This window comes from Arenibacter amylolyticus (assembly GCF_002150785.1).
Lineage (GTDB): Bacteria > Bacteroidota > Bacteroidia > Flavobacteriales > Flavobacteriaceae > Arenibacter > Arenibacter amylolyticus.
Genome location: NZ_MTAZ01000005.1, coordinates 158,580 through 175,279 on the forward strand (window position 1 = coordinate 158,580; position 16,700 = coordinate 175,279).

A 16,700-nucleotide genomic window follows, 5' to 3' on the forward strand; every position below is an offset into this window, starting at 1 on the left:
CCAATGTCCATTGCACGGTCTAAACGCTAAATAATTTGGTAATTATTATGAATACGTTTTATTAAGTGCTAAATTTGCACGAAATTTTGATAACCTAAGGTCTACTAAATATGTCAAAAGACATTCGAATTAAGAAAGGCTTGAACATTAATCTTATTGGGGAGGCTGAAAAGTCTCTTTCCAAGGCAGTAGAGAGTAATGTTTATGCGATCAATCTTCTAGATTTTCACGGAATTACTCCCAAAATGTTAGTTAAACAAGGTGCCGAGGTAAAGGCAGGAGAACCATTGTTCTTTAATAAGAACGTGGAGGATATGCTCTTTGTTTCGCCCGTAAGTGGAGAATTAATTGAGGTGGAAAGAGGTGCCAGGAGAAGAATACTAACGTTGAAAATTCTGGCGGATAAGAATCAGGAATCCATTGAGCATGCCCCAGTAGCACCAAGTGCTAATGCAGAGGACATTAAGGCGTTGCTGTTAAAATCAGGATGTTGGCCATTTATTAAACAACGTCCCTACGATATGGTGGCAAATCCTGAGAGGACTCCCAAGGCTATTTTTATTTCGGCCTACGTAACCAGTCCATTAGCTGCAGACTTGGAGTATTCCCTTAAAGGTAAGGAAAAGGAAATTCAGGCGGCATTGACTGCCTTGGGTAAATTAACCCCCGGCAAGGTGCATGTTTCAATTGGCAAAGGCACGCAATCCCTATTCTCTGGAATGGAAGGGGTGGAGCTGCATAATGTGTCTGGGCCCCATCCGGCAGGACTTGTTGGTACTCAGATCAATAAGATAGATCCCGTAAATAAAGGAGAGGTTGTTTGGACCATTGCCCCGCAGGATCTTGTGGTAATCGGAGAATTGTTGTTAACCGGAAAATATAATCCAGAGCGTGTAGTTGCCTTGGTGGGGTCGTCTGTAAAGGCGCCTAAATATTACACCACTAAGATTGGTGCGGAGGTTTCTACTTTTCTTTATGCAAGCGGAGTAAATACAGATAATTTTAGGGTTATCAATGGCGATGTGCTTACCGGCAGTAAGACACAGCCAGACGGCCACTTAGGCTTCTATAATAATACAGTATCCGTAATTCCTGAAGGGGACGATTATGAGTTGTTCGGATGGAATAAGCCGGTCTTTGATAAGATTTCCGCTACTAGGTCGCTAACCTTCTCTTGGTTACAGCCTAATAAGAAGTACGACTTGGATACCAATACCAATGGGGAGCATAGAAACTTTGTGTTTACAGGATTCTATGAGAAGGTGTTTCCCCTGGATATTTACCCAATGCAATTGTTAAAGGCTTGTATGGTGCAAGACTTGGATGAGATGGAACAACTGGGACTTTATGAAGTAGCTCCGGAAGATTTTTCACTTACAGAATTTATTTGCGTCTCTAAACAGCCCCATCAGCAGATTATTAGGGAAGGGTTGGATTTATTATATAAAGAAATAGGATAAAGATGAGCTTAAAAAATAATTTACATCAACTTAAGGAGAAGTATAAGGGTAAAAAAATGGCGCCCGCATTCAATGCCTTGCATACTTTCTTGTATTCGCCTAACGAAACAACCCATTCCGGATCCCATATTCGCGTGGTGGACGACTTAAAGCGAAACATGAATACGGTAATTATGTCCCTGATTCCAGTATTGTTGTTTGGAATCTTTAATGCTGGGTATCAGCATTATGCTGCAGTAGACGCAGCCAAGGGAATAGCTAGGGAAGCTTCCCTTTTCGGGAATTTTATTACTTGGGAAAACTTTATCATGGGTGCCTGGACGGTATTGCCATTGGTAATTGTTTCCTATGGGGTGGGTTTAACCATCGAGTTTATCTTTGCCGTTATTAAAGGGCACGAGGTGGAGGAAGGCTACTTGGTAACAGGGATGCTGGTTCCATTAATCGTTCCTATAGATACGCCGCTTTGGATGTTGGCTGTGGCCGTTGTATTTGGAGTGGTCATTGGAAAAGAGATTTTTGGGGGTACAGGGATGAACATCCTTAACCCTGCACTAACCATTAGAGCCTTCTTGTTCTTTGCTTATCCTACTTGGATGAGTGGTGATAAGGTATGGGTACACCAAGCAGTAGACTTGGCTGGTGGTCCGGATGCAATTTCTGGAGAAACCGTTCTAGGTTACTTGGCGCAAGGAAGAGGGGCAGAGATGTCTTATTCAGTAGCAGATATGTTCTTTGGGTTTATCCCCGGGTCTGTAGGTGAAACTTCTACTTTGTTGATACTACTAGGAGGATTGTTCTTATTGTTTACCAAGATTGCAAGCTGGAGGATTATGCTTAGTGCCGTTATAGGTTCCTTGGTTATGGGACTTATTTTCAATGGCGTGGTAGCTGCAGGTTGGATTCCCGAGTATAGTACATTTTACGGCCTTATGAGCTTTGCGTACTGGAAACACTTAATTGTAGGTGGATTGGCGTTTGGTATTGTGTACATGGCAACCGATCCGGTGACCGGGTCGCAAACCAATCGTGGAAAATGGATCTATGGATTTTTGATAGGATTTATCTCTGTTTTGATTAGAGTATTCAATCCTGCCTATCCAGAAGGCGTTTTCTTGGCCATCTTGTTGATGAACGTGTTTGCTCCTACAATTGATCATTACGTGGTTAAAGGAAATATTAATAAAAGGTTGAAGCGTGCAAAAAACGCTATGGTGTTACCTACCGATGGTGAAGGAAAAGCAGAAGAATTAAAAGCAGAAACAGTATAGACATGGCATTTGATACAGAAAAGAATAGTTACACGGTAATTTTTGCCGCCATTATGGTGGTCATCGTAGGATCTCTTTTGGCTTTTATGGCTTCATCACTTAGTGATAGGATCAGTGAAAACGAAAGATTAGAGAAGCAGCAGAACATTCTTTATGCCATGGGCGTAAATGAGAATGGGGATGATGAAGGAAGTGTGAATTTCGTTTCCACTAGTACGGTTGCTGGCGAGTTTAATAAATATATCACTGAGCAGCTGATTATTGAAGGCGAAGAGGTTACTAAGGACGAAAATGCTTATTTGATAGATCTTAAGAAAGAAGAAACCCGTGCCAAGGCAGGGGAGGTAAGAAGGCTTCCTTTGTTTATCGGTGAAAAAGACGGACAGAAGTACTACATTATTCCTATGAGAGGTAAAGGACTCTGGGATGCTATTTGGGGCTTTATGTCCTTGGATGAGAATATGGTAGTGCAAGGAGTTTTCTTCGATCACGCAGGGGAAACCCCAGGTTTGGGAGCTAACATTAACCAGCGTTATTTCATGGACGATTTCATTGGAGAGTCTGTACTTAGCGGAAGTAGATACGTTGGAGTTGCTGTTACCAAAGGAAACAATGACCCTACCAATGAGCGTAAAGACGATAATGCAGTAGATGCATTGGCAGGATCTACGATTACTGGGGATGGTGTTACTGCCATGATCAGAGAAACTTTAAAATTATATAAACCTTATTTGGAAACCATAAGAGTTAAAAATTAAACTATGGCACTACTTTCAAAAAAAGATACTAGTCTAATATTAGATCCGCTATCGGATAACAACCCAATTACTATTCAAGTACTGGGGATATGTTCCGCTCTAGCAATTACGGCCGAATTAAAAGCGTCCATCGTGATGTCTATTTCGGTACTGTTTGTAATGGGAATGGGGAACGTTGTTATTTCCTTGATGCGAAACATCATCCCATCAAAAATTAGAATTATTGTGCAATTGGTCGTTGTGGCGACCCTTGTGATTATTGTGGATCAGGTTCTAAAGGCCTTTGCCTATGAGCTTAGTAAGACCCTCTCGGTTTTTGTGGGGTTAATTATTACCAACTGTATCATTATGGGACGTTTTGAGGCTTTTGCCTTGGCTAACGGAACTTGGAGATCCTTCTTGGACGGAATAGGGAATGCCGCCGGATACGGGGTTATCCTTATCATCATCGGATTCTTTAGAGAGTTGTTGGGCTCCGGGACCTTACTTGGTTATAAAGTATTGGGAGATCCCATCGCTAAAACCGGACTATATGCAATAGGGTACGAGAACAATGGATTTATGTTGTTGTCGCCCATGGCATTGATTGTGGTTGGACTCATTATATGGGTACAACGTTCTAGAAACAAGGACTTAATTGAAGAAAACTAGTAGTTACCAAAATAATAGAATGTTATGTTAGAACATATAGAGTTATTTTTTAGATCCATATTTATAGATAATATGGTGTTTGCAACCTTCTTGGGAATGTGTTCCTATTTGGCGGTATCCAAAAGGGTAGCTACTGCAGTAGGTTTAGGAGCGGCCGTTATTTTTGTATTAGCCGTTACAGTACCCTTAAACTGGTTGTTAGATCAGTACCTTCTTAGGGATGGGGCTTTGGCCTGGTTAGGACCAGAATATGCAGATTATAACCTTGGCTTCCTTTCTTTTATCCTATTTATTGCCACTATTGCTACTATGGTGCAATTGGTAGAGATTGTGGTAGAGAAATTTTCACCAGCCCTTTATAATTCCCTGGGGATTTTCTTGCCCCTGATTGCGGTAAACTGTGCCATATTAGGTGGATCTTTGTTTATGCAGTCTAGGGATATCCAAACCTTGGGATTAGCTTTTAATTACGGGCTTAGTTCTGGAATTGGATGGTTCCTTGCCATCTTGGCCATTGCAGCCATTAGGGAGAAAATTAGATACTCTAATGTGCCTGCCCCATTAAGAGGTCTTGGTATTACTTTTATTATTACAGGGCTAATGGCTATTGGGTTTATGAGCTTTGGAGGTATGTTGACCGGAGGGGATGAAGCACCGCAAGAAGAAGTGAATACTACGGCACAAAAAGAAAAGGAGCTTAAAGTAACGGAAGAGGTTAAAGAAAACACCGTTTCCTTCAACAACCTTATAAATAACAACAACTAGAGATGATATTAGCTACAAGCACACTTGGAACTATTCTGATAACAGTAATTGCGTTTTTAATACTATTGTTATTGTTGGTGGCACTTTTGCTGTTCACCAAAGAGAAATTATCCCCATCAGGACCCGTTACCATCACCATTAATGGGGAGAGAAAGATAGAAGTAGGATCTGGGGATACCTTATTGACTACTTTAGGAAACCAGAAAATTTTCCTTCCTTCGGCCTGTGGTGGAGGAGGAACCTGTATTCAGTGCGAATGTCACGTTCTATCTGGAGGTGGAGAAGCTTTACCAACAGAAACGCCACATTTCTCTAGAAAGGAATTAAGCGAAGGAGCACGTCTGTCTTGCCAGGTAAGAGTAAAACAGGATATGGAGATTACCATCCCTGAAGAGGTTTTTGGTATTAAGAAATGGGAGGCAACTGTAGTAAGAAACTATAACGTAGCTTCCTTTATTAAGGAATTCGTAGTTGAAATTCCCGAAGATATGGGATATAAGGCTGGTGGTTATATCCAGATCGAGATTCCTGAGTGTGAGGTTAAGTTTTCCGAAATGGATATTACTGCACACCCAGAGGAGCACGCTAGCCCCGATATGTTCCAGGCAGAATGGGATAAATTTAACCTGTGGCCGTTGGTGATGAAAAACACGGAAACAGTAGAAAGAGCGTACTCCATGGCTTCCTACCCTGCAGAAGGTAGAGAGATTATGTTGAACGTTCGTATTGCCACTCCGCCATGGGATAGAGCAAAGAACGATTGGATGGATGTTAATCCAGGGATTGCATCGTCCTATATCTTTAACTTGAAAAAAGGCGATAAGTGTATCATTTCTGGTCCTTATGGTGAATTCTTTATCAACGAATCTGAGTCCGAAATGCTCTACGTTGGTGGAGGTGCAGGGATGGCGCCAATGAGATCGCATCTATATCACCTATTCCACACCTTAAAGACCAATAGAAAGGTTACTTATTGGTATGGTGGTAGGTCTAAACGTGAATTGTTCTATATAGATCATTTCAAGAAATTAGAGGAAGAATTCCCAAACTTCAAATTCTATATGGCACTTTCTGAGCCGTTAGAAGAAGACGATTGGAAAGTAAAAGAGAATATCGATGCTCCTGGTGACGGATTTGTAGGGTTTATTCACAACTGTGTGATAGAGCATTACCTTGATCATCACGAAAGCCCAGAGGATATTGAATTGTACTTCTGTGGACCTCCATTGATGAACAAAGCAGTACAGAAAATGGGAGAGGATTTTGGAATCCCAGATGAGCATATTAGATTTGATGATTTTGGAGGATAATCCAAAATTGATTTTCATCTAAGTTATTTTATGGACCTGTCCTGTTTTATAAACAAGACAGGTCTATTTTTTTACTACTATAAATTAACTTTATTAGTATCAATGAGGAGAGCATTAACCAGTCAGGAATTGCATAATCTGGCCATGAATATTGTGGGAAAGGAGTTGGAGGCCCAAGGGTATGAGTTTATGGGAATCAATAGTAAGCCTAAAAAGAACCCCCAATTTGTATGTTTAAAGGATAAGAGATTACACTTTATTGTAGTGCGTAGTATATCGTATCCCCTAGACCCTACTAAATACGATGAGGAGTTTATGCAAAAGATGAAAGACCACGCAGAGAAGCATGAGGCAGAGGCCTATTATGCTGGGGTAGGGCTCTACAACGCCCTGGATAAAAGTTTGCCTGTTTATTTAAATGAAGATTATATATTGGATTATGAAGGACTTGTTAAGATATAAGATTATAGGCTTGCTAGCGCTAGTGCTTACTTCACTGGTGATAAGCTGTGGGCAACGGAATGGTAAATGGGTAAAGAATGTAGCCGTGGGGGAGGCCCTAGGGACTTCTTATAGCCTTATTTATATATCCGAAAAGGAGTTGGATTATCAGTCGCAATTCGATTCCATCTTTCAGGTGATCAATCGGTCTATGTCTACGTATATCCCTACTTCCGATATTTCCAAAATAAACCGAGGTGATACTACTGTTGTGGTAGATCATATGTTTCGGGAGGTGTTTGAGCTCTCTAAGAAGATATATAACGCCACTGGGGGCTATTTTGACCCTACAGTAGGGGTTTTGGTTAATGCCTGGGGTTTTGGTCCAGGGAAGGAATTGGAGATGAATACCGAGCGTGTAGACAGTCTTTTACATTATGTGGGATTTAACAAGGTCAATATTTCCCCCAACAATACCATCTCCAAGATAGACCCTCATATCTATTTCGATTTTAATGCCATAGCAAAAGGATATGCGGTAGATAGATTGGCGGTATTCTTAGATGAAAAAGGCATTGAGAACTACCTACTGGAAGTTGGAGGAGAACTGGTGGCAAAGGGCGAAAATACACTCAGGAAAAAGCAATGGGTGGTAGCCATAGACGATCCACAAATGGATTGGGAGCGAACCTCCAAGCAAACGGTCAATATGAAGGATAATGCCATGGCATCCTCCGGCAATTACAGAAAGTTTAAAATAGATCCGGAAACGGGTGCCAAATATGTGCACACCATTGATCCCCTCACCGGATTTACCAAAAACTCCAATATACTAGCGGCCACAGTCGTAGCCAAGGATTGTGCCACAGCAGATGCGTATGCCACTGCTTTAATGGCGATGGACTTAACACGCTCCAAGGAGGTTTTAGAGGCAGATCAATTGCTAGAAGGTTACATCATCTATCTGGACGATGCCGGAGCGGTACAAGAGTATATGACGGAAGGCTTTAAAAAGATGCTTATAAAGTAATTATTTGGTGACCACAGGTATTATTTCACCAGGACTTAATCGGTAGCGATCTACTTCTTCCGGACTGAGTTTGGAATTGGTGTAATCTACCTCGGTTACCTTAAATCCAATTGCTCTTAATTTGTCAAAGTAGTCCCTTCCATAGATGCGAACATGATCGTACTGGCCAAATATTTTGGCCCGTTCCCTTTTGTCCGTTATGCTGTTGTCCTCAAAAGTCTGGGCCCTATTTAAATCCTGAGGGATCTGGAAAACTCCCCAGCCTCCGGGCTTTAATATTCTGTAGAGCTCAGACATTGCCTTCTCGTCGTCCTGGATATGTTCTAGTACATGGTTGCACAATACCACATCGTAGGTGTTGTCTTGAAAAGGAAGGTCGCATATATCCGCTGTGATATCTGCTAAGGGAGAATTTAAATCCGTGGTGGTGTAATCTAAGTTTTCTAGTTTTCTAAAGCGCTTGTAAAAGGCCTGCTCTGGAGCAAAGTGTAAAACCTTAAGGGGGCTATCAAAAAAATCGGTTTCGTTTTTTAAGTACAACCATAATAGCCTATGGCGCTCAAGGGATAGGGTAGAGGGCGATAGCACATTGTCTCGCGAATGCTCATAGCCATAGGGAAGGAATTTCCTGAAAGATTTCCCATCTATGGGGTCGGTGTACTTACTGCCACGCATAGACAATTCCAATATCGGCCTGGCCATGAGGCTCAATTTAATTAGCACCGGTCTGGGGACCGTATTAAGGACTAGCTTAAAAACTTTTTTTAATGCCATCTTCAAATGTTAGAGCTCCTAGGAATAGGGCGCGTGAATTTTATTAGGGGGTGGACAGACATTTTGCCAATTGGATGCTGAAAAGAATCGTTATTGCATGCAAAAAGCTCCTGTTTGGTATAAACAGGAGCCTTAAAATAGTTTGTTATAGTACCAGTGCTTTTTGGCGGAATTCGTCTTCCTCGTTACTTTTAATGCCCAAGGCTTCGTAGATATAGGCAAAGGTGGAGAGAATCTCCGGTTTACCATCTACAATAGCGACATTATGCTCAAAATGGGCGCTTGGTTTTCCGTCCTTGGTAAGTATGGTCCAACCATCGCTCAATTGCTTTATATTACGAGTTCCCATATTGGTCATAGGTTCTATGGCAACAACCATTCCCTCCTGAAATTTCTTTCCGCGACCACGTTTTCCATAGTTGGGCATTTCGGGATCTTCATGCATCTTTCTGCCAATGCCATGACCTACTAGTTCTCGGACTACTCCATAACCGTGATCTTCTGTGAACTTTTGAATAGCATAGCCCACATCGCCTACGCGATTACCAAGTTTAAATTCCCGAATTCCTACATACAGGGATTCCTTGGTTACTTCCAACAACTTTTTTACTTCAGGGGAAACTTCACCTACTTCAAAAGTGTAGGCATGATCTCCGTAAAAATCATTCTTCAAGGCCCCACAGTCTATGGAAATTATATCACCCTCCTCTAATGGGGTGTCGTTGGGAATTCCGTGTACCACTTGGGCATTTGGACTCATACAAAGGGAGTTGGGGAAATCATACATTCCAAGAAATCCGGGTTCTGCCCCGTGATCTCGAATAAAGGTTTCCGCCAGTTTATCCAATTGTAGGGTGGTTACGCCAGGTTTTACCTCACTGGCCAGCATTCCCAAGGTTTTACTAACAATCAAGGCGCTCTCGCGCATCAATTCTATCTCTTCTGGTGTTTTTATTATAATCATAGGCTGCAAAGGTAAAACATTACTTTTAAAATGGGCAATAACAGGTTTTGGGACCTACCTGGTCCCAAAACCTGTTATTTAAACCAAGCTTTTCCCAGTCATTGCTTTTGGTTGATCTACTCCCATTAAGCTAAGGATGGTGGGGGCTATATCGCCCAACACCCCATCCTGAATGTTCTTTAAATCCTTGTCCACCAAAATTAGAGGTACAGGATTGGTAGTATGTGCCGTATTGGGGCTTCCATCGGGGTTAATCATGGTTTCACAATTGCCATGGTCTGCAATCACTATGGTGGTATAACCGTTATTGAGTCCGGCAGTAATCACCGAATTAGCACAGCTGTCCACAGTTTCACAGGCTTTTATAGCAGCTTGCATATCTCCGGTATGGCCTACCATATCGGGGTTTGCAAAATTTAAACACACAAAGTCCACTTCCCCTTTATCCAATTCGGGAATGATTGCATCGCGTATCTCATAGGCACTCATCTCTGGTTTTAAATCGTAAGTAGCTACTTTAGGTGAGGGGCAAAGAATCCGTTCCTCTCCCTCAAACGGGGTTTCCCTTCCTCCGTTAAAGAAAAAGGTAACGTGGGGGTATTTTTCGGTCTCTGCAATTCGGATTTGTTTCTTGTTGGCCTTGGCCAAGGTCTCGCCCAAGGTTTCCTCAATATTGTCTTTATCGTAAATTACTTTTACCCCGCGATACGATTCGTCATAGTTGGTCATGGTAACATAGTAAAGGTCTAGCTTGTGCATGTTATGCTCGTGCATGTCTACCTGACTCAATACCTGTGTTAGTTCCCTTCCCCGGTCTGTCCTGAAATTGAAGAAGATAACTACATCATCGTTCTTTATGGTTGCCAAGGGTGCTCCTTGGTCATTGGTAATGGATAAGGGCTTTAAGAATTCATCGGTAATTCCCTCTTCGTAACTGTTTAGAACAGCCGCTTCAATATCCTGTGTCTTGGTACCTGTGCCATTTACCAAAAGATCATAGGCCATTTTTACGCGCTCCCATCTTTTATCACGGTCCATGGCGTAATAGCGTCCGATTACGCTCGCCAATTGTACATTCTTATCGGCACAGTAGTCATTGATCGCCTTTAGGTAACCAACGCCACTCTTTGGGTCTACATCCCTACCATCGGTAAAGGCATGTATAAAGCTGTTTTTAATGCCATAGCTTTCACAGGCATCTATTAGACCTCTTAGGTGGGAAGTATGACTGTGTACGCCCCCATCACTCAACAGCCCAAGGAAATGAACCGTTTTATTGTTGGTTTTGGCGTGCAATAAGGCCTCTTTTAATACTGGTACCTCCTTTAAGGTGTCCTCTTCTATGGCTAAGTTTATTTTAGCGAGGTCTTGGTAAACAATTCTTCCGGCCCCTAAATTCATGTGCCCTACCTCACTATTACCCATCTGCCCTTCCGGCAAGCCTACATGCATACCATCGGTCAGTAAATTTGCGTGGGCATATTTGGTGTAAAGGGAGTCTATAAAAGGGGTGTTGGCATTTTCTATTGCAGATACTTTGGGGTCAGGAGATTTTCCCCAACCGTCCAAAATCATTAGGATTACTTTCTTGTTCATATGATTATTGTTATACAGGTCAAAAATAAAACTATTGCCTAAGGATTGCTAGAATTTGCGATAGGAATTTTAAAATACTCCCCCAATCTTTTAAGAAAATGCAATCGTAATCCCGATGTATTCAATATGTTAAAATTATGTTATTTGTTAACGATTGATAACAAAATAAGAAAGGTGTGGTCTATTAAGTACAATCAAAAACTATTTTAATTAAATCTTATTCATCATGAGAAAAACAATCGTAATCGCTGCCTGGGCAATATTATGCGCAGTACCCGGCTTTAGTGCCGAAAAACCTATGGATTTACAGGGGGTGTCCAGCTCCTTGCCGATGGAAACCACCAGGGAACTGAACTCTTTTTGTAAGGCTATTATAAAAGGGGATATACAAACTGTGAAACGACTAATAGCTTTGGGGGAGGATGTGAATAAAAAATCACTGGGTAAAACCCCGGTAATTTTTGCTGCCCGTTACAACAAGGCTGAAATAGTAAAACTCTTATTGGACAATGGTGCTGATCCAAGCATTAGGTGCGAAAGTGGCTATAATGCAAAAAAGCATGCCGAACTTTCCAATGCCAAGGAAGCGCTGGCGGTTATTAATGCCCATTCTATGAAATAGAACGTAGGCTGTTGCCTAAAACCAAAAGGACCTATCGTAAGGAAACGATAGGTCCTTTTGGTTTCTAGAATTTGCTAAATGTACAAATAGAGGGCTCCTTGAATGCTAAAAATCAAAGCCTGTAAATAATCTGTACATAAAGGCATACAATGCCAGGGATAACATAATGAAGCAAAAAACGGAATACAGTTTTAAAAGGAATACGGCAATTAACGGCCTGCATTGTTCAAATGCCCCTACGTAAAGGTTCTTAAGGTGTAATAGTGTTCCCATATAGTTGTCTTTAGATTGGTGATAATCAAAGCTATAAGGGTTAAATTGGTAAAGGGTAAAGTATTTGGGAATCTATGCAAGTTACAAAAAAATATTGAGAAACTATTGCATGGAACCCAACGGATGCATCACCCTTATAGTTTGTTTTGGTGTTTTTTAATCGCTGCTTTAATTTTTTCGATCCTATTGTCCGGGTCAGGGTGGGTACTTTTAAATTCGGGTACCCTATTGGGGCCAGCGGCTTCCTTTAAGATCTCCATGACGCGAATCATTTCTTGTGGGTTGTATCCGGAGCGAAGCATTAATAGGACTCCTAGATCATCGCTTTCTAGCTCGTCTTCCCTACCATTGGTTAGCAAGGTGTTCTGTCCTATACGACCTACAATATCCCCGGCATCCGCTCCTACGGAAGCCCCTACGGAGACGGTTTTCCAAAAGTTGCCCTCGGCAATCCTTTCGGCGGAATGTCTGCCTATTACATGGCCTATTTCGTGCCCCAAAACGCCAGCCAGTTGGGCTTCGTTCAATTTGGAAAAAAGGGCATAGGTAATAAATACCTGTCCTCCGGGAAGCGCAAAGGCATTGATGGTCTGGTTATCTGCCAGTAAGTGAAATTCGTAGCGGTAGGGAGTTTCACTTGCAATACTGTTATTCACCAATTTGTGCCCCACTTGATCCACATAGTTTTGCAACTGATCATCGGGATAGAGTCCGCCATACTGCTGGGCTATTTCCGGGGCACTTTGTAGGCCAATTGCAATTTCCTGTTCCGTACTCATGCTAATGTTTTGCACCCTGCCGGTATACGGATTTTCCTCCTTATTGGTACAGCGCTGTATATAGGCGAAGGCCACAATGGCCACGCCAATTAAAATCCTGAATCTCCAATTCCTTCCCATAATTGTCAAGCATTGATATCGCCACAACAATCCTGATCTTCCCCCTGCTTTTGCAGATAGGGCGTTAAAATAATCTAAGTGCTACTAGTTCTGAGTATTCCCTTGCCCACGGTGCTTGCCGTAGATCTCCAAAGGAAGCTTGCATTAGTAGATGGGAAACCCCTACAATTGTATTTAAATCCTTTGAAAAAAACGACCCAGCAGCTCCTTAAGATTGCCCTTAATGCCTGAATACATATAGCAAGCCGCTATAGAATATTCACCTCTAAATAGTTCTGGTGCTTAGGTAACAATTTACGAAAAATATGGTTACAGTAGGGCGGAATTTATATCTAAAATATGGTCTTGTATATAGCTTTTTAGAAATCCAGAGGTAAAGTGTTCCTTTCCAATTATGTCTTCCTGCATAATCAATTTGGCGATATTCTTTTTGCGAAATGCTTTTAGCATGGGTTTGGAAATAGGGGCGTAGCTGTAGTGCCAAGGCTCGTATTTAAAACCCTTGCGTTTTGGATCGTTGGTGTAGACTAGGTAGAAATCGAACTTATTGGCATTTTCGTCCATCCATTGTTTAAATAGCGCAAAGGGACCTCCCTCTTCAAATTTTTGGGGACTTAGTACGCTACCAGTGGTTTTACGGTAGCCGTCAATAATATCCACATCGGTCCCCCAATGGTGTCTGCTAGTACCCGGAATGGTAGAGTATTCTATTATCTTTTCTATGGCTGCAAGGTTTGTCATACCCTTTTCATTGGTGTTCTGAAGGTATTTTCGTTCCCAAATGGCATCTTGCCGGTAGAAGCTTCTAAAACTGGAAACTACTTTTAAATCTATTCCGTCCCCATAGGCTGCCTTCCTCATTTCCACAAAGGCATCGTGGGCGTCTTTTCTAAGATTAATATCCTTCCCAAACAAGGGTATGTCTTTTTTTCCCATTAATTCTTCCAGGGAATATTCGGGATCCTGGGAAAGGGTAAGACCAGGCATCACTGAAAGGGCCAAGCCAGTATACCCGGTTTTTTTAATGAAGGTTCTTCGTTGCATAGGGCAATACGGTTTTAATAGTTGTATTTATCTACGCTATCTAACACCATAACACTGCCAGATAGTCCGTTAAGTTTCTAAATATAACAATACCTAAGAATAAACGCTGGATTGAAGGTAAAGTTGTTGGTTTTAACTGGAAATTCTTAAGTGAGTTGATTCACTATATTGAGATAAGTTCCCGATTGCGGATGGCTTTTGAAACGCGGGCTCCACCCAACAATGTGGGATCTGACAGGTTTATTTTAGGGGAAAATTGTTTAGGAAGTACACTCACTACTCACTACTCTGTACTCAATACTCTATAACCTACCTTGCCCTTTCCAAATACAAATACCCCTGATGGCTTTTATTGAGGTCCTTCATATCCACAATGTAGAAATAGACACCATTTGGAAGGCCTTGATCCCGATTAATGACTAGGTTGTTAATATTGGAGTAGCCCGTAAAACCGTTGGTATAGTTCTTTTCTTCGTAGACTTTTAGTCCATTCCTATCAAAGATCCTTAGCATGTAGTCTTTGGATGATTCTAGACCTTCCAGTTTAAGAAAATCATTTACCCCATCCCCATTCGGAGTTACTAGGTAATTGTCTAGTGTAGGAGCTTCGTCTGTTGTGGAAACGCTGCCAAAGGTAATAACGGCATAGTCTGAGGGGGTAAATCTTTTGGATACCAATATTCCTAAATCCAGGCTACCCACTACTGAGGTGGTCCCAAGGTTCACCCAAGCTTCCTGGGAAATGCTCCATCCAACTGGTACAATATGGGCAACATTCTGTGTTAAGGCGGCAATATCACTATTCGGATTCCAGCTTATTTGAATGGTTGAGGGCAAATTGGCTTCCAGATGCCAAAATTCTTTGGTGCTGATGTTTATTATGGAATCTAGTTTTTGGCTGGTATCAAATCCTGGAAACGGATTGGAGGGTTGCGCTACATTAGCCCGATAATAGGCACATTTTACAATGGCATTGATGCCGCTACTGTTTAGGTCTAGTGCTCGGAGCTGGGAGGCATCTCCAACGGGAAAATCAAAATTTCGAACCTGGTTGGCGGTAACATAACCGTCTACTTTGGAAAAATCTGTTACTCCCACGTAATCTGCCTCCTCCAAAAAATTAAGAAATACATCTTGCTGGGGTCTTGGAGTAATAATATTCCCGATTATAAAATTGGTATTGTGTAGAACGTTTATCCCGGTATCTAGCTGAAGCCCTTGCTCATTGGCAATCTCCATATCGTAAAAAGTAGGCGCAAATGCGCCGGATACCCTAAGGAGGTCATTGCCGTAGAATCCTGCTAGGCCCAGATTTTGGTCAAATGCGGCATTGTTGATCAGGTTGGTGTGAAAGCCAATCTGGCCCTGCTGGTGGATTCGGATATTGCCGATATTGTACATAGCCGTTTGGGCCTGTAGACCTAGGCTGAACAAAATGGCGAAGATGCTGTGTGCCTTTTTCATTTTTCTAATTGGACTTGGGCTACTTATTATTCTTTGATTCCTGCTTGTTGTTGAGGAGCGACCGTATTTCTTGCAAGTCCTGTTTTATGGAGCTTAACTCATTGGAGAGGCTAGCGTTCTCTTTTTTTAGTTGTTCAATTTTCTTTTCCTGCTCGATAGTATGCAGGTACAACTCCTCAATTTTTTCTAGGTTCTGTAGGTTGGATTCACTCAAGTTCCAAAAGCCATCTGCTTTCACCTCGGCTGCCGACTTAATCCCTGGGAGGTGATGGTGCTTTTTTACAAAAGCTTCAATTTCCAACAGACTTTTAAATTGGTAAGTGTTGTCTATGGAGGAGGTCCCCTCAAAATATTTTTGGAAAACGTAGTCGGGGAGAACTAAGTTTCCATTTAATAATATATCGGCACCAACGGAGAGACCTGCTGTTGTGGTAATTGCTAGATTGAAATTTGGGAGTATTTTTGATCCAGCTATGGCAGCGCCAGCATTAATGTCAGCATCAAGGATGGTTCCATTTAATATTTTGGCGGAGGTGATGGCGTTATTGGCGATGACGGTTGCATTTGTAAGACCTGTGACATCACCTGAGAGGGGGTCGACATTAAAATCATTACCACTTTGAGAAAGCCCAATGCCCGCGTTTAAAATTGTCCCGCCAGCATCTATTGCTGGTGCCCATACGGTTCCGTTCCATTTTAATACCTGATCGGTTGCAGCCCCCATTTGGTCGATGTCTTCCCCTAAAATAGTGGCATTCAAAATCTTTGCGGAGGTGATGGCGTTATCGGCGATTACGGTTGCATTTGTTGGTCCTGTCACCTCCCCGGCAAGGTCGTCAACCGAAAAGTCGTTTCCAGTCAGTGTGAGTCCGCTTCCCGCCGTGTATGCAGCGCCCCCCGCATCTATTGCTGGTGCCCATACGGTTCCGTTCCATTTTAATACCTGATCGGTTGCAGCCCCCATTTGGCCGATGTCTTCCCCTAAAATAGTGCCATTCAAAATCTTTGCGGAGGTGATGGCGTTATTGGCGATTACGGTTGCATTTGTTGGTCCTGTCACATCACCTGATAGGGGATCGACATCAAAATCATTTCCATTTTGAGAAAGCCCATCACCCGCATTCACTATTGTTCCAGCTGCTTCTGTTGCAGGAGCCCAAACAGATCCGTTCCATTTTAATACTTGATCTGTTGCAGCACCCATTTGGTTAATGTCTTCCCCCTGGATACTTCTATCAAAAATTTCCGAACTTGTAATTCCTCCTAACTTAACTTTTAACGGTTGGGTATCCCCATCTCCTTCTATGGTGGTATTGTCTACCGCAACGGTGCTTCCTCCACCGGGTAGCGCCGACAAATCTACGGATCCGTTAAAGGC

The 16,700-nt window shown here is 42.2% G+C and carries 16 protein-coding genes and 1 pseudogene; 9 read left to right on the forward strand and 8 right to left on the reverse strand.

Annotation, left to right across the window (positions count from 1 at the left end):
* The first annotated feature begins 110 nt into the window (after nucleotides 1–110).
* The 8 genes from BV214_RS03760 to BV214_RS03795 all read left to right on the forward strand — a co-directional run bounded on the left by BV214_RS03760 (nucleotide 111) and on the right by BV214_RS03795 (nucleotide 7,686).
* Nucleotides 111–1,460, forward strand: a complete 1,350-nt coding sequence (locus BV214_RS03760) for a Na(+)-translocating NADH-quinone reductase subunit A (protein ID WP_086476150.1) — start codon at nucleotides 111–113, stop codon at nucleotides 1,458–1,460.
* A gap of 2 nt (nucleotides 1,461–1,462) precedes the next feature.
* Nucleotides 1,463–2,731 carry an NADH:ubiquinone reductase (Na(+)-transporting) subunit B gene (locus BV214_RS03765; RefSeq protein ID WP_086476151.1) on the forward strand — a complete coding sequence of 423 codons (1,269 nt, stop codon included), beginning with the start codon at nucleotides 1,463–1,465 and terminating at the stop codon, nucleotides 2,729–2,731.
* Between the two features lie 2 nt (nucleotides 2,732–2,733).
* A complete protein-coding gene (locus BV214_RS03770) occupies nucleotides 2,734–3,489 on the forward strand; it encodes a Na(+)-translocating NADH-quinone reductase subunit C (protein ID WP_086476152.1) in 756 nt (251 codons plus the stop codon).
* 3 nt (nucleotides 3,490–3,492) lie between these two features.
* Complete coding sequence (locus BV214_RS03775; protein WP_086476153.1) at nucleotides 3,493–4,140, forward strand: NADH:ubiquinone reductase (Na(+)-transporting) subunit D; 648 nt, start codon at nucleotides 3,493–3,495, stop codon at nucleotides 4,138–4,140.
* A 24-nt stretch (nucleotides 4,141–4,164) separates the two neighbouring features.
* Nucleotides 4,165–4,905 (forward strand): NADH:ubiquinone reductase (Na(+)-transporting) subunit E, encoded by a 741-nt coding sequence (nqrE, locus tag BV214_RS03780; protein ID WP_086476154.1) that lies wholly within the window; start codon nucleotides 4,165–4,167, stop codon nucleotides 4,903–4,905.
* Between the two features lie 2 nt (nucleotides 4,906–4,907).
* Nucleotides 4,908–6,215: an NADH:ubiquinone reductase (Na(+)-transporting) subunit F gene (gene nqrF / locus BV214_RS03785; protein ID WP_086476155.1), complete on the forward strand. Its 1,308-nt coding sequence runs from the start codon at nucleotides 4,908–4,910 to the stop codon at nucleotides 6,213–6,215.
* Nucleotides 6,216–6,317: 102 nt separating this feature from the next.
* Nucleotides 6,318–6,677: a Na(+)-translocating NADH-quinone reductase subunit F gene (locus BV214_RS03790; protein WP_086476156.1), complete on the forward strand. Its 360-nt coding sequence runs from the start codon at nucleotides 6,318–6,320 to the stop codon at nucleotides 6,675–6,677.
* The gene (locus BV214_RS03795; RefSeq protein ID WP_086476157.1) at nucleotides 6,655–7,686 is read left to right on the forward strand and encodes an FAD:protein FMN transferase; all 1,032 of its coding nucleotides are present in this window, start codon (nucleotides 6,655–6,657) and stop codon (nucleotides 7,684–7,686) included. Before BV214_RS03790 ends, BV214_RS03795 begins: the two co-directional genes overlap by 23 nt.
* Here the strand turns inward: BV214_RS03795 and BV214_RS03800 are convergent, their stop codons facing one another.
* From BV214_RS03800 to gpmI, 3 genes are all read right to left on the reverse strand, one after another.
* Nucleotides 7,687–8,460 carry a class I SAM-dependent methyltransferase gene (locus BV214_RS03800; RefSeq protein ID WP_086476158.1) on the reverse strand — a complete coding sequence of 258 codons (774 nt, stop codon included), beginning with the start codon at nucleotides 8,458–8,460 and terminating at the stop codon, nucleotides 7,687–7,689.
* 145 nt (nucleotides 8,461–8,605) lie between these two features.
* Nucleotides 8,606–9,424, reverse strand: a complete 819-nt coding sequence (map, locus tag BV214_RS03805; RefSeq protein ID WP_086476159.1) for a type I methionyl aminopeptidase — start codon at nucleotides 9,422–9,424, stop codon at nucleotides 8,606–8,608.
* A 78-nt stretch (nucleotides 9,425–9,502) separates the two neighbouring features.
* A complete protein-coding gene (gene gpmI / locus BV214_RS03810) occupies nucleotides 9,503–11,020 on the reverse strand; it encodes a 2,3-bisphosphoglycerate-independent phosphoglycerate mutase (protein WP_086476160.1) in 1,518 nt (505 codons plus the stop codon).
* 226 nt (nucleotides 11,021–11,246) lie between these two features.
* Here gpmI and BV214_RS03815 point away from each other — a divergent pair, with 226 nt between their 5' ends.
* Nucleotides 11,247–11,642 (forward strand): ankyrin repeat domain-containing protein, encoded by a 396-nt coding sequence (locus BV214_RS03815; protein WP_086476161.1) that lies wholly within the window; start codon nucleotides 11,247–11,249, stop codon nucleotides 11,640–11,642.
* Between the two features lie 105 nt (nucleotides 11,643–11,747).
* Here BV214_RS03815 and BV214_RS17110 read toward each other — a convergent pair whose 3' ends face one another.
* The 5 genes and pseudogenes from BV214_RS17110 to BV214_RS16715 form a co-directional block, all read right to left on the reverse strand.
* Nucleotides 11,748–11,915, reverse strand: coding sequence for a DUF6747 family protein (locus BV214_RS17110; protein ID WP_317045160.1), 168 nt, complete (start codon nucleotides 11,913–11,915; stop codon nucleotides 11,748–11,750).
* A gap of 134 nt (nucleotides 11,916–12,049) precedes the next feature.
* Nucleotides 12,050–12,814, reverse strand: coding sequence for a M48 family metalloprotease (locus tag BV214_RS03820; protein WP_086476162.1), 765 nt, complete (start codon nucleotides 12,812–12,814; stop codon nucleotides 12,050–12,052).
* A 309-nt stretch (nucleotides 12,815–13,123) separates the two neighbouring features.
* On the reverse strand, nucleotides 13,124–13,858 hold the full coding sequence (locus BV214_RS03825) for a M15 family metallopeptidase (protein WP_086476163.1): 735 nt from the start codon (nucleotides 13,856–13,858) through the stop codon (nucleotides 13,124–13,126).
* A gap of 309 nt (nucleotides 13,859–14,167) precedes the next feature.
* Entirely contained in the window at nucleotides 14,168–15,322 is a 1,155-nt protein-coding gene (locus BV214_RS03830; RefSeq protein WP_086476164.1) for a gliding motility-associated C-terminal domain-containing protein, read from the reverse strand.
* A gap of 19 nt (nucleotides 15,323–15,341) precedes the next feature.
* Nucleotides 15,342–16,700 (reverse strand): annotated as a pseudogene (locus BV214_RS16715) (TMF family protein); the annotation flags it as partial.

Bases quoted from the DNA above. Each gene is read 5' to 3' on its own strand.
- BV214_RS03825 (WP_086476163.1), bottom strand. From the start codon at position 13,858: ATGCAACGAAGAACCTTCATTAAAAAAACCGGGTATACTGGCTTGGCC.
- BV214_RS03820 (WP_086476162.1), bottom strand. From the start codon at position 12,814: ATGGGAAGGAATTGGAGATTCAGGATTTTAATTGGCGTGGCCATTGTG.
- BV214_RS03760 (WP_086476150.1), top strand. From the start codon at position 111: ATGTCAAAAGACATTCGAATTAAGAAAGGCTTGAACATTAATCTTATT.
- BV214_RS03790 (WP_086476156.1), top strand. From the start codon at position 6,318: ATGAGGAGAGCATTAACCAGTCAGGAATTGCATAATCTGGCCATGAAT.
- BV214_RS03765 (WP_086476151.1), top strand. From the start codon at position 1,463: ATGAGCTTAAAAAATAATTTACATCAACTTAAGGAGAAGTATAAGGGT.
- nqrF (WP_086476155.1), top strand. From the start codon at position 4,908: ATGATATTAGCTACAAGCACACTTGGAACTATTCTGATAACAGTAATT.
- nqrE (WP_086476154.1), top strand. From the start codon at position 4,165: ATGTTAGAACATATAGAGTTATTTTTTAGATCCATATTTATAGATAAT.
- BV214_RS03815 (WP_086476161.1), top strand. From the start codon at position 11,247: ATGAGAAAAACAATCGTAATCGCTGCCTGGGCAATATTATGCGCAGTA.
- map (WP_086476159.1), bottom strand. From the start codon at position 9,424: ATGATTATAATAAAAACACCAGAAGAGATAGAATTGATGCGCGAGAGC.
- BV214_RS03795 (WP_086476157.1), top strand. From the start codon at position 6,655: ATGAAGGACTTGTTAAGATATAAGATTATAGGCTTGCTAGCGCTAGTG.
- BV214_RS03775 (WP_086476153.1), top strand. From the start codon at position 3,493: ATGGCACTACTTTCAAAAAAAGATACTAGTCTAATATTAGATCCGCTA.
- BV214_RS03770 (WP_086476152.1), top strand. From the start codon at position 2,734: ATGGCATTTGATACAGAAAAGAATAGTTACACGGTAATTTTTGCCGCC.
- BV214_RS17110 (WP_317045160.1), bottom strand. From the start codon at position 11,915: ATGGGAACACTATTACACCTTAAGAACCTTTACGTAGGGGCATTTGAA.
- BV214_RS03830 (WP_086476164.1), bottom strand. From the start codon at position 15,322: ATGAAAAAGGCACACAGCATCTTCGCCATTTTGTTCAGCCTAGGTCTA.
- gpmI (WP_086476160.1), bottom strand. From the start codon at position 11,020: ATGAACAAGAAAGTAATCCTAATGATTTTGGACGGTTGGGGAAAATCT.
- BV214_RS03800 (WP_086476158.1), bottom strand. From the start codon at position 8,460: ATGGCATTAAAAAAAGTTTTTAAGCTAGTCCTTAATACGGTCCCCAGA.